This window comes from Streptomyces sp. NPDC054863 (assembly GCF_053610825.1).
The window spans coordinates 1-12,335 of the sequence record NZ_JBSGZD010000238.1 but is presented as its reverse complement, the minus strand read 5'-3'; the positions used below and the strand labels follow the sequence as shown (position 1 = coordinate 12,335).

The 12,335-nt window shown below is 71.1% G+C and carries 10 protein-coding genes; 9 read left to right on the top strand and 1 reads right to left on the bottom strand.

The window, feature by feature from the left end; all coding sequences use genetic code 11:
* Nucleotides 1-169 precede the first annotated feature (169 nt).
* The gene (locus ACWGIG_RS29845) at nucleotides 170-949 is read right to left on the bottom strand and encodes an alpha/beta fold hydrolase (RefSeq protein WP_453324797.1); all 780 of its coding nucleotides are present in this window, start codon (nucleotides 947-949) and stop codon (nucleotides 170-172) included.
* 144 nt (nucleotides 950-1,093) lie between these two features.
* On the opposite strand from ACWGIG_RS29845, the gene ACWGIG_RS29840 reads away from it, so the two are divergent.
* From ACWGIG_RS29840 to gatB, 9 genes are all read left to right on the top strand, one after another.
* A complete protein-coding gene (locus tag ACWGIG_RS29840) occupies nucleotides 1,094-1,633 on the top strand; it encodes an LOG family protein (protein WP_453324796.1) in 540 nt (179 codons plus the stop codon).
* 28 nt (nucleotides 1,634-1,661) lie between these two features.
* On the top strand, nucleotides 1,662-2,351 hold the full coding sequence (locus ACWGIG_RS29835; RefSeq protein ID WP_453324795.1) for an SDR family oxidoreductase: 690 nt from the start codon (nucleotides 1,662-1,664) through the stop codon (nucleotides 2,349-2,351).
* Nucleotides 2,348-3,358, top strand: coding sequence for a methionine synthase (locus tag ACWGIG_RS29830; RefSeq protein ID WP_453324794.1), 1,011 nt, complete (start codon nucleotides 2,348-2,350; stop codon nucleotides 3,356-3,358). Before ACWGIG_RS29835 ends, ACWGIG_RS29830 begins: the two co-directional genes overlap by 4 nt.
* Before the next feature lie 90 nt (nucleotides 3,359-3,448).
* A complete protein-coding gene (gene ligA / locus ACWGIG_RS29825; RefSeq protein WP_453324793.1) occupies nucleotides 3,449-5,635 on the top strand; it encodes an NAD-dependent DNA ligase LigA in 2,187 nt (728 codons plus the stop codon).
* A 307-nt stretch (nucleotides 5,636-5,942) separates the two neighbouring features.
* Nucleotides 5,943-8,291 carry a putative bifunctional diguanylate cyclase/phosphodiesterase gene (locus tag ACWGIG_RS29820; RefSeq protein ID WP_453324792.1) on the top strand — a complete coding sequence of 783 codons (2,349 nt, stop codon included), beginning with the start codon at nucleotides 5,943-5,945 and terminating at the stop codon, nucleotides 8,289-8,291.
* A 397-nt stretch (nucleotides 8,292-8,688) separates the two neighbouring features.
* A complete protein-coding gene (gatC, locus tag ACWGIG_RS29815) occupies nucleotides 8,689-8,985 on the top strand; it encodes an Asp-tRNA(Asn)/Glu-tRNA(Gln) amidotransferase subunit GatC (protein ID WP_030851400.1) in 297 nt (98 codons plus the stop codon).
* Nucleotides 8,986-8,991: 6 nt separating this feature from the next.
* Nucleotides 8,992-10,488 carry an Asp-tRNA(Asn)/Glu-tRNA(Gln) amidotransferase subunit GatA gene (gatA, locus tag ACWGIG_RS29810; RefSeq protein WP_453324791.1) on the top strand — a complete coding sequence of 499 codons (1,497 nt, stop codon included), beginning with the start codon at nucleotides 8,992-8,994 and terminating at the stop codon, nucleotides 10,486-10,488.
* A complete protein-coding gene (locus ACWGIG_RS29805; protein ID WP_266658841.1) occupies nucleotides 10,485-10,724 on the top strand; it encodes a hypothetical protein in 240 nt (79 codons plus the stop codon). Before gatA ends, ACWGIG_RS29805 begins: the two co-directional genes overlap by 4 nt.
* Before the next feature lie 16 nt (nucleotides 10,725-10,740).
* On the top strand, nucleotides 10,741-12,252 hold the full coding sequence (gene gatB, locus ACWGIG_RS29800; RefSeq protein ID WP_453324790.1) for an Asp-tRNA(Asn)/Glu-tRNA(Gln) amidotransferase subunit GatB: 1,512 nt from the start codon (nucleotides 10,741-10,743) through the stop codon (nucleotides 12,250-12,252).
* Nucleotides 12,253-12,335: the final 83 nt, after the last annotated feature.

Below are 12,335 nucleotides of genomic sequence, written 5' to 3'. Positions count from 1 at the left end.
GCGACGCGCCCCGGCACGCGATCCTGCGGTACGACGCCCCGCGCCTCGCCGCCACGCCGACGCTCGCGACGACGACGCCGCCCCGCAGCACGGACGCCGCCGACTGACCGCGGCTCGACCGCACCGCCCGCCGAGGTGCGCGCCCCACCCCCGTGGGAGCGCGCACCCGCTATGCGGCGGTGAAGAACTCCGCCAGCACCGGCGCCAGCGCGCGCGGGTCCACGTCGTGGGTCTGCCGGGGCAGGCAGTGGTGGCAGCCGTCCGGTACCGCTTCGGCGGTGCGCACGGCGGCGTCGCGCATCACCGCGGGGCTGGCCCCGCCGGACACCACCAGGACCTGCTGCGCCACGGACGCCAGCCGGTCGGCCGGGACCGTGCCGTCGCCCATGACCGCGTCGTCGTACGCCAGGGTCGGCGCGAGGGCCTCGAAGGAGCGCCACACCGGGGCCTGCTTCATCTGGGCGATGAACTCGTGGGGCATGCCGACGACGGACAGGAACAGTTCCACCGCCTTGCCCCTGCGCCCCTCGTCCAGGTGCTCCTTCAGGCGGTCCGTGTACGCAGCCTTCTCGGCCCGCGTCTCCTCCAGGACCGTGAACGGCGGCTCGTAGACCGCGACACGGGGGACGCTCAGCCCGGCCGCCGCCGCGCGCAGCACCAGGGCGCCGCCCGACGACATTCCGTACAGCGAGGCGCTGCCGCCGACCTCGTCGACCAGCGCGGCCAGGTCCTCCACCTCGCGGGCCACCGCATAGGGGGCGGTGTCGCCACTGTCGCCGCGGCCCCTGCGGTCGTACGTGACGACACTGAAGCGCGGGGCGAGGAGGCCCGCGAGGGGGCCCTCCGCCGTACCCGTGCTGAAGGCACCGCCCACCAGGATCAGCGGCTCGCCCTCGCCCGTGCGCTCGTACGCGAGGGGGGTGCCGTCACGCGAAATCACTTTGCTCATACGGACTAGGACTGCGGGGGCGGGCGGAACTCATCGCTCGGAGCGGGAAGTTCTTCCGGAAGTTTTCCGGGGACTCTTCGGGACGTCCTTCGGGAGTCCTTCCGGGAGTTCTTCGCGGGCGGGGACGGCGTTAGGTTGGGGGCCATGAACATCTGTGTCTTCCTCTCCGCCGCCGACCTCGACGAGCGCTACACCGGGCCCGCCCGCGAGTTCGCCGAACTGCTCGGCAAGGGCGGTCACACCCTGGTCTGGGGCGGTTCCGACGTCGGTCTGATGAAGGTCGTCGCCGACGGCGTCGAGCGGGCCGGCGGCAGGCTCGTCGGGGTTTCCGTCGATTTCCTCCAGGCGAAGGCGCGTCCGCAGGCCGACGAGATGGTCGTCGCCAAGGACCTCGCGGAGCGCAAGGCACTGCTGCTGGGGAAGTCCGACGCGGTCGTGATCATGGTCGGGGGTACCGGGACCCTCGACGAGGCCACCGAGATCCTGGAGCTGAAGAAGCACGGACTGACCGACAAGCCGGTGGTGCTGCTCAACACCGAGGGCTTCTACGACGGGCTGAAGCAGCAGTTCCAGCGGATGGAGGAGGAGGGCTTCCTGCCCGTCCCCCTCACTGACCTGGTGTTCTTCGCCGAAGACGGGGTGGCGGCGCTCGCCTACCTGGAGGAGTCCGCCGGGGTCCAGTAGTCCTCCTGAGGGTGCGAGCATGGGGCACATGGCTACTCATGTGATCACCGGGGCGGGGTCGGGCATCGGCGCAGCCGTCGCCCGCCGCCTCCACGCGCGTGGCGACGACGTCGTCCTCATGGCCCGCGACGCGGGCCGCGCCAAGGAACTCGCGGCGGGCCTGCCCGGCGCCCGCACCCTCGTCGGCGACCTGTCCAACCCGGACAAGCTGTCCTGGGCGTTCTCCCACCAGCCGATGCCCGAGCGCGTCGACACCCTGCTGCACATCGCGGGCGTCGTCGACCTCGGCAAGGTCGGCGACCTGGGTGTACGCGCCTGGCACAGCCAGCTCAACGCCAACCTGATCGCCCCCGCCGAGCTCACCCGGCTCTTCCTGCCCCAGCTCCGCCTCGACAAGGGGCACGTGCTGTTCGTGAACTCGGGCGCAGGTCTCGCCGCGCACGCCGAGTGGGGTGCGTACGCCGCCAGCAAGCACGGCCTCAAGGCCCTCGCCGACTCGCTGCGCCACGAGGAGCACGAGAACGGGGTACGGGTCACCTCCGTCTACCCCGGGCGCACCGCGAGCCCCATGCAGGAGAAGGTGCACTCGCAGGAGGGCAAGGCGTACGACCCGTCGAAGTTCATCGACCCGGAGTCCGTCGCCACCACGATCCTGATGGCCCTCGACCTGCCGCGCGACGCCGAGGTCAACGACCTGACGGTGCGGCCGGGACGATGACCTCAGAGACCGGATCCGTGAAGTGGTGGGGCCCCGCCACCGGCGTCGGCTCCATGCCCGGCGGCGACGCCCGGGAGACCGCCAAGACCGTCACCGGCAGCTTCGAGGACTTCCCGTACCTCGCCGAACTGCCCGCGCGCGGTCCCGGCGCCGACATGATCGGCCGCACCGCCGGCATGCTCGCCGAGATGTACGTCCACCTGGAGCCCAGCGGCTGGCGGTTCAGCGACCGCCCGGGACGCGACACCCGGCGGGCCCGCTCCTGGCTCGGCGAGGACCTCGACGCCCTGGAGGAGTTCACCCAGGGGTACGAGGGACCGGTCAAGGTGCAGGCGGTGGGCCCCTGGACGCTCGCCGCGGCCCTGGAGCTGCGCGGCGGCGAGGCCTCGCTCGGCGACCCCGGCGCCTGCCGCGACCTGGCCTCCTCGCTCGCCGAGGGACTGCGAGGACACCTCGCGGAGGTGCGGCGGCGGATCCCCGGCGCGCAGGTGGTGCTCCAGCTCGACGAGCCCTCGCTGATCGCCGTGCTGCGCGGTCAGGTGCGGAGCGCCAGCGGGTACCGCACGTACCGGGCCCCCGACCGGCAGGTCGTGGAGAGCACGCTGCGGGACGTGCTCGGTGTGCACGACGGGCCGTCCGTCGTGCACTCCTGCGCGCCCGACGTGCCGTTCGCGCTGCTGCGCAGGGCGGGGGCGGCCGGGATCTCCTTCGACTTCTCCCTGCTCACCGAGCGTGACGACGACGCGATCGGTGAAGCCGTCGAGGGAGGCACGAAACTCTTCGCGGGCGTCGTGCCGAGCGTGGAAGGTCCATTGTCGGACCCGGGCGGTAGCGTCATGGGTGTCAGGCAGTTGTGGCGCAGGTTGGGGCTGAATCCCGGACTTCTGAACGAATCCGTGGTGATCACCCCGACGTGCGGGCTGGCCGGGGCCTCCCCGGCGTACGCCCGCGCGGCGCTCGACCGCAGCAGCCGGGCAGCACGGTCGCTCGCGGACAACCCTGAGTGACGGGTTTTCAAGTGACGGGGCCTGTGTGACGGCGCAGGAGATTCTCGGCCGGGGCACAGGGCCCCGACCGGTCAACGGGAGGACATGACGGTGGCTGGCGGACAGCACGCAGCGGTACCCGCAGAGGCACGGGAGAAGCACGCGCGGCTCGCTGAGCAGATCGAGGAGCACCGCTTCCGGTACTACGTCAACGACCAACCGGTCGTCAGCGACGCCGAGTTCGACAAGCAGCTGCGCTCCCTGGAAGCGCTGGAGGAGGAGTACTCCGAGCTGCGCACCCCGGACTCGCCGACCCAGAAGGTCGCCGGGGCGTACGAGACGGACTTCACCGCCGTCCAGCACCGCGAGCGGATGCTCTCCCTCGACAACGCCTTCGACGACGAGGAGCTGGCGGCCTGGGCCGAGCGCGTCGCGGGCGAGCTGACCGGCATCGAGTACCACCTGCTGTGCGAGCTCAAGGTCGACGGGCTCGCCGTCAACCTCACGTACGAAAAGGGCAGGCTGACCCGGGCCGCGACCCGCGGCGACGGGCGCACCGGCGAGGACATCACGCCCAACGTGCGGACGATCTCCCAGATCCCGCAGCGCCTTGAGGGCGACCGCGTCCCGGACCTGGTGGAGATCCGCGGCGAGGTCTACTTCCCGATGGAGGCGTTCGGCGAGCTGAACGCCCGGCTGGTGGAGGCCGGCGAGAAGCCGTTCGCCAACCCGCGCAACGCGGCGGCCGGTTCGCTGCGCCAGAAGGACCCCAGGGTCACCGCGCGCCGCCCGCTGCGCATGGTGGTGCACGGCATCGGCGCCCGCGAGGGCTTCGACATCGACCGCCTGTCGCAGGCGTACGAGCTGCTGAAGGAGTGGGGCCTGCCGACCGCCGGGCAGAACCGGGTGGTCGATTCCCTCGACGGTGTACGGGAGTTCATCGCGTACATCGGCAAGAACCGGCACTCCGTCGTGGAGCACGAGATCGACGGCGTCGTGATCAAGCTCGACGAGATCCGGCTCCAGGGGCGGCTGGGCTCGACCTCGCGGGCGCCGCGGTGGGCGATCGCCTGGAAGTTCGCTCCGGAAGAGGTCAACTCCAAGCTGATCAACATTCGGGTCGGAGTCGGAAGGACCGGGCGCGTCACTCCGTACGCACAGGTCGAGCCGGTGACGGTGGCCGGTTCCGAGGTCGAGTTCGCCACCCTCCACAACCAGGAAGTGGTGAAGAAGAAGGGTGTCCTCATCGGCGACACCGTCGTCCTGCGCAAGGCGGGGGACGTCATCCCGGAGATCCTCGGCCCGGTCGCGGACCTGCGGGACGGCACCGAGCGCGAGTTCGTGATGCCCGCCGAATGCCCCGAGTGCCAGGCGGTGCTGCGCCCCATGAAGGAGGGCGACATCGACCTCCGCTGCCCCAACGCACAGACCTGTCCCGCCCAGTTGCGGGAACGACTCTTCTACCTCGGTGGCCGAAAGAGCCTCGACATCGAGAACTTCGGGTACGTCGCCGCGACCGCGCTGACCAAGCCGCTGGAGCCCGCCGAGCCGCCGCTGCTCGACGAGGGCGACCTCTTCGACCTCACCATCGAGCAGCTGCTGCCCATCAGGTCGTACGTCCTGGACGCCGACTCCGGCCTGCCCAAGAAGGACCCGAAGACCGGCGAGGACAAGATCGTCACCGTCTTCGCCAACATGGACGGCGAACCCCGCAAGAACGCCCTCGCGATGCTGGAGAACATCAAGGCGGCCAAGGAGATGCCGCTGGCCCGCATCCTCACCGGCCTCTCCGTCCGGCACGTCGGCCCCGTCGCGGCCGAAGCGCTGGCCCGCGAATTCCGGTCGATCGAGAAGATCGAGCAGGCCACCGAGGAGGAGCTGGCGGGCGTCGACGGAGTCGGCGGGATCATCGCCGCCTCCCTCAAGGAATGGTTCGCCGTCGACTGGCACCAGGAGATCCTCCGCAAGTGGAAGGCCGCGGGCGTCCGCATGGAGGAGGAGGGCGCCGACGAGGACCGGGGCCCGCGCCCGCTGGAAGGCCTGACCGTCGTCGTCACCGGCACGCTGGAGAAGTACACCCGGGATGGCGCAAAAGAGTCGCTCCAGAACCTCGGAGCGAAAGTGACCGGTTCCGTTTCGAAGAAGACTTCCTTCGTGGTGGTCGGCGACAGCCCGGGGTCCAAGTACGACAAGGCGATGCAGCTGAAGGTGCCGGTGCTCAACGAGGAGGGCTTCGGGGTGCTGCTCGCCGAAGGACCCGAAGCCGCACGTGAAGCTGCGGTTCCGGTGGTGGAGTAACGGGAAGAACAGGCCCCACAGGACCACCCGTTCGGCGCATAGCAGACGTGGGCGGGTGGTCGGGTCGCATTCGGGCAAGAGCGGTCGACCGCTGCCCGGGAGAGCTTGCTGCGGCCTACTGTTGGGATGTGCGCCTGTCGTGCACGGCTGTGGAACCGCGCCCCGTTCCAGAGGAGTCTGCTCCAGGAGGAGCCGGTTCTGGAGGGACCTGCTCCTGAGGAGACCGGGGAGGCGGGACGAGCCGTGATGGCATGACAACGGGGCCATCTCGCGTGACACGGGCACCGCCGGCTGTGAGAGGGACGGAATGAAACCGACCGAGAGGGCCGATCCGGCCTCACGGCTGAGCAGTCGGTCCGCTCTGGCCGCAGGGCTGGCCGGACTGTTCGGCCGCCGGGCGGCCGGCCCCCGGCCGCGGCGGAGCACCCCGCACCGGCCGCAGCAGCCGTACGACGCACATCAGCCGTACGACCCGCACCAGCCGCACCAGGCGTACGCCCCCTACCGGTCGCAGCAGCCGCCGCCAGCGGTGAGACAGGGCATACCCCAGGGACAGCCCGGAGGGCGCGACCGGGGAAGCTGGGTGCAGCTCCTCCTGGGGCCGGCGCTTCCCACGGTGCTCACGGCGCTGGCCGCCGTCGTTCTCGGCACCGGCCTGGTCCAGGACCTCAGCCGGCACCGCGCACTGTTTCCCGGCGGCACCACCGGATGGTCCCTCGCCGTCCTGACGGGGGTCATAGTCGGCCACCTGGTCGCGCTCGGCCGGGACCGGTGGTGGGGCGGCACAGGTTCCGGGGCGGCGCTCACCCTCGCCGTCCTCCTGCTGTACGGATGGGTCCCGGCCGGGCTGGTCAGCCTGGCCGTTGTCGTGCTGGTCGGAAGTGCGCGCAGGCGCCGCTGGCGGCTGGGCGTGCTGCACGGCTCCGTCGACATACTCGGCATCGCCGCCGCCGCCCTCACCCTGGGATTCTTCGGCGACGTACCCACGGTGGAGACGCCCTGGCAGCCGCTCGGCTGGGACTGGGGAGCGCTGCCCGAAGTGGTGCTCGCGGCGGGCACGTACCTCTTCGTCACCCGGCTGCTGCTGTGGTGCGCGCAGGCCCCGCAGCGCGGCCGGCTGCCGTCCGTGGCCCGAACGGCCCTGGTGCGGCAGGGACTTGTGGCCGGTGCGCTGCTCGGCATCGCCCCCCTCATCTGCGTCGTCGCGGTCGCGCTGCCGGTGCTGCTGCCGCTGTTCGCCGTACCGCTGATCGCCCTGGACTCCACGCTCTGGATAGCCAGGGCGCGGGCCGAGGAACAACTGCGCGATCCGCTGACCAAGCTGCCCAACCGGCAGTGGCTGCTGGAGCGCGCCAGGCCCGCGCTGGAGGAGGCGGAGAGCCTGGGCTCCCGCGCCGCGCTCGTCCTCATCGACATGGACCGTTTCCGGTCGGTGAACGACACCCTCGGGCACCTCGCCGGAGACCGGCTGCTGCTCCAGATAGCCGACCGGCTGCGCAAGGCGCTCCCCAAGGGGGCGGAGGCCGCCCGGCTGGGCGGCGACGAGTTCGCCGTACTGCTGCCGCGCACCGAGTCCGCGACGAGTGCCCAGCGCATCGCCCGCCACCTGGTCGCCGAGCTGGGCTCCCCGCTCGACCTGGACGGCCTCACCCTGGTCCTGGAGGCCAGCGCGGGGGTCGCCGTCTTCCCCGATCACGCGCTGGAGGCGGAGGGGCTGCTGCGGCGGGCGGACGTGGCGATGTACCAGGCGAAGCGGGACCGCAGCGGGGTGGAGGTCTACGAGTCCAAGCGGGACTCCAACACCCCTGACCGGCTGGGCCTGTTGGGAGACCTGAGGCGGGCGCTGGACGCGGGGGACGTCGAGCTCCACTACCAGCCCAAGGTGCAGTTCGACGGGCAGGTCGCGGGCCTGGAGGCGCTGGTGCGGTGGGTGCACCCGGAGCGCGGGAGGGTCTCGCCGGACGAGTTCATCGCGATCGCCGAGTCGTCGGGACTGATGCCCCACCTGACGGAGTACGTACTGGAGACCGCGCTCGCGCAGGTCGCGCGGTGGCGGGCCCAGGGGCTGTTCGTCCCGGTCGCGGTGAACGTCTCGCCGCGCGACGTGCACACACCCGGCTTCGCGGGGGCGGTCGCGGCGCGCCTGGCCAGGCACGGGGTGCCCGCCGGATCGCTGCAGCTGGAGATAACCGAACACGTGCTCCTTGAGGACCCGCAGCGCGCGGCGGACACCCTTGCCGGGCTGACCGGACACGGCGTGAAGATGTCGCTCGACGACTTCGGGACCGGCTACTCGTCGCTGGTGCACCTGCGGCGGCTGCCGGTGAGCGAGCTGAAGATCGACCGCTCGTTCGTGGCACGGCTGGCCGTGGACACGGAGGACGCGGAGATCGTGCGGTGCACGGTCGACCTCGCGCACTCGCTGGGGCTGCTCGTCGTCGCCGAGGGCGTCGAGGACGACGAGACGTGGGAGCGGCTGCGGGACCTGGGCTGCGATGCGGTGCAGGGCTGGCTGGTGGCGGCGGCGATGCCGCCCGAGGAGGCCACGGCGTGGCTGCTGGCACGGGGGTCGCGGGGCTGGCAGCGCCCGGCGGAACTGGCGGCGGCGGCAGCGGCGGCGGCGCGGGAGTCGGCGGGGGCGGTCGAGGGGGAGTAGGGCGCCCCACGGCTGTGGCACTGTGCGGTGCCACCGGGGGGTCGCACAGGTACGGGTCACCGGGGTCGCACGGGTGCGGGTCACCGGGGTCGCACGGGTGCGGGTCGGTGGGCCGCTGCGCGGAGGTGGCCCCTCCCCGCCCCTCCACCTGGACCCGCAGGGCAAGGGTGGGCATCGTGCGGGTTCGTTGTGGCTGGTCGCGCAGTTCCCCGCACCCCTGTGGGGCGCACCCAGCCGCGCGGCCGGCGCTTTCGGGACGGGGCGGGTGGGAGACGGTGCCGGAGGCGACACCGGCCGCCCACCGGCCCGCGGTGGAACTGTTTCGCGGGCATGCGACCGCGCCCCATAGGATTGGGCGCAATAACCACACCGCACACCAACCCCTGAGGATCGCTGCATGCCTGGCATCACGCGCGAGGAGGTCGCACACCTCGCACGGCTGGCGCGTCTGGAGCTGAAGCCCGAAGAGCTTGAGCACTTCGCCGGTCAGCTCGACGACATCATCGGCGCGGTCGCCCGCGTCTCCGAGGTCGCCGACCAAGACGTACCGCCGACCTCCCACCCGCTGCCGCTGACGAACGTCATGCGCAAGGACGAGGTACGCCCGTCGCTCACCCCCGAGCAGGCGCTTTCCGGCGCCCCGGCCCAGGAGCAGCAGCGTTTCAAGGTGCCGCAGATCCTGGGGGAGGACTAAAACAGCATGACGATCGACATCATCAAGCTCACCGCGGCCGCGACCGCCGAGAAGATCGCCTCAGGCGAGCTCACGGCCGTCGAGGTCACCGAGGCCCACCTGGCCCGGATCGAAGCCGTGGACGAGAAGGTCCACGCCTTCCTGCACGTCGACCGCGAGGGCGCGCTCGCGCAGGCCCGTGCCGTCGACGCCAAGCGCGCGGCCGGCGAGAAGCTGGGCCCGCTGGCCGGTGTCCCGCTCGCGCTCAAGGACATCTTCACGACGGAGGGGATCCCCACCACCGTCGGCTCGAAGATCCTGGAGGGCTGGATTCCGCCGTACGACGCGACGGTCACCAAGCGCCTCAAGGCCGCCGACGTCGTCATCCTCGGCAAGACCAACATGGACGAGTTCGCCATGGGGTCGTCGACGGAGAACAGCGCCTACGGGCCGACCGGCAACCCGTGGGACCTCACCAAGATCCCCGGCGGTTCGGGCGGCGGCTCCTCGGCCGCCCTCGCCGCGTACGAAGCGCCGCTCGCCATCGGCACGGACACCGGCGGCTCCGTCCGCCAGCCCGCCGCCGTCACCGGCACCGTCGGCGTCAAGCCGACGTACGGGGCGGTGTCCCGCTACGGCATGGTGGCGTTCTCCTCCTCCCTGGACCAGGGCGGGCCCTGCGCCCGTACGGTCCTGGACGCGGCCCTCCTGCACGAGGTCATCGCCGGGCACGACCCGCTCGACTCGACGTCCATCGACGCCCCGGTCCCGCCGGTCGTCGAGGCCGCCCGCAACGGCTCCGTGGCGGGCATGCGCGTCGGCGTCGTCAAGCAGTTCCGCGGCGACGGCTACCAGGCCGGAGTCCTCCAGCGCTTCGACGAGTCCGTCGAGCTGCTGACGAAGCTCGGCGCCGAGATCGTCGAGCTGGACTGCCCGTCCTTCGACCTGGCGCTCTCCGCGTACTACCTGATCGCCCCTTCGGAGTGCTCCTCCAACCTGGCCCGCTTCGACGCCATGCGCTACGGCCTGCGCGTCGGCGACGACGGTACGAGGTCGGCCGAGGACGTCACCGCGCTCACCCGCGAGGCGGGGTTCGGCGACGAGGTCAAGCGCCGCATCATCCTCGGTACGTACGCGCTCAGCTCCGGCTACTACGACGCGTACTACGGCAGTGCCCAGAAGGTCCGTACGCTCATCAAGCAGGACTTCGAGAAGGCCTTCGAGCAGGTCGACGTCATCGTCTCGCCGACGACGCCGACCACCGCCTTCCCGATCGGCGAGCGTGCCGACGACCCGATGGCGATGTACCTCGCCGACCTGTGCACCATCCCGACGAACATGGCGGGCAACGCCGCCATGTCGCTGCCCTGCGGCCTCGCGCCGGAGGACGGCATGCCGGTCGGGCTCCAGATCATCGCCCCCGCAATGAAGGACGACCGCCTTTACAAGGTGGGTGCCGCCGTAGAGGCCGCCTTCGTGGAAAAGTGGGGCCACCCGCTGCTTGAGGAGGCACCGTCGCTGTGAGCACACTCGCCAAGGCCAAGGGCTTCAAGAAGTCCCGCACCGGTACGTACCTGTCCATCGGCACCACCGCTTTCGGTGCGCTGAGCGTGATCAAGCAGGCCCGCAAGGCCCGCACGGACAACGACACGCTCCAGCTCATCGACGCCGTCGTCTCCGCCGCCGCCATCGCCACCGGCGTCGCCATCCTCCTGCGGGAGCTGAAGCGCCTGGGCGACGACGACGTCCTGCTGGGCTGAGAGGGAAAGTTTCACCGTGACTGTCACCACCGACCTCGTGCCGTACGAGGACGCCCTCGCGACGTACGACCCCGTCATGGGTCTTGAGGTCCACGTCGAGCTCGGCACCAAGACCAAGATGTTCTGCGGCTGCTCCACGGAGCTCGGCCAGGACGCGAACACCCAGACCTGCCCCACCTGTCTCGGACTGCCCGGCGCGCTGCCGGTCGTCAACGAGATCGGCGTGGAGTCGGCCATCAAGATCGGCCTGGCGCTGAACTGCGACATCGCCGAGTGGTGCCGCTTCGCCCGGAAGAACTACTTCTATCCGGACATGCCGAAGAACTTCCAGACCTCCCAGTACGACGAGCCGATCGCCTTCAACGGCTACCTCGACGTGCAGCTGGAGGACGGCGAGATCTTCCGGGTGCAGATCGAGCGCGCCCACATGGAGGAGGACACCGGCAAGTCCACGCACGTCGGTGGCGCGACGGGCCGCATCCACGGCGCCTCGCACTCGCTCCTGGACTACAACCGCGCGGGCATCCCGCTCATCGAGATCGTCACCAAGCCGATCGAGGGTGCGGGGACACGCGCCCCCGAGGTCGCCAAGGCGTACGTGGCCGAGCTGCGCGAGGTCATCAAGGCGCTCGGCGTCTCCGAGGCCCGCATGGACAAGGGCCAGATGCGCTGCGACGTGAACCTCTCGCTGCGCCCGCACGGGCGCGAGGAGTTCGGCACCCGCAGCGAGACGAAGAACGTCAACTCGCTCCGTTCCGTGGAGCGTGCGGCCCGCTTCGAGATCCAGCGCCACGCGGCCGTCCTCAACGGCGGCGGCACGATCCTCCAGGAGACCCGGCACTTCCACGAGGAGGACGGCTCGACGACGTCCGGTCGCATCAAGGACAACGCCGAGGACTACCGCTACTTCCCCGAGCCGGACCTGGTGCCGGTCGCCCCGGCCCGCGAGTGGGTCGAGGAACTGCGCGGCGGCCTCCCCGAGATGCCGCGCGCGCGCCGCAACCGCCTCCGTGAGGAGTGGGGCGTCAACGAGCACGACATGCAGTCGATGCTCAACGCCGGTGCGGTCGACCCGATCGTCGCCACCATCGAGGCCGGCGCCGACTCGGCGTCCGCCCGCAAGTGGTGGATGGGCGAGCTGGCGCGCAACGCCAACGAGACCGGCCGGGCGATCGACGAACTGCCGATCACGCCCGAGCAGGTCGCCCGCGTCACCGCTCTGGTCGCCGCAGGCGACCTGAACGACAAGCTGGCCCGTCAGGTCATCGAGGGCGTCCTCGCAGGTGAGGGCGGTCCGGACGAGGTCGTCGAGAAGCGCGGCCTGAAGGTCGTCTCCGACGACGGCGCGCTGGGCACGGCGGTCGACGAGGCCATCGCCGCCAACGCGGCCGTCGCGGACAAGATCCGCAGCGGCAAGGTCGCGGCGGCGGGCGCTCTCGTCGGCGCGGTCATGAAGGCCACCCGGGGCCAGGCGGACGCGGCACGCGTGCGCGAGCTGATTCTCGAACGGCTTGCCGTGAGCGAATGATCAAGCACAGCCTGGAGAAGCTGGGCGTCGAGGGCTGATCTCAGCTCTGACGTTTGTACGTGTCGAGGGGCCCCGGTCGAGAT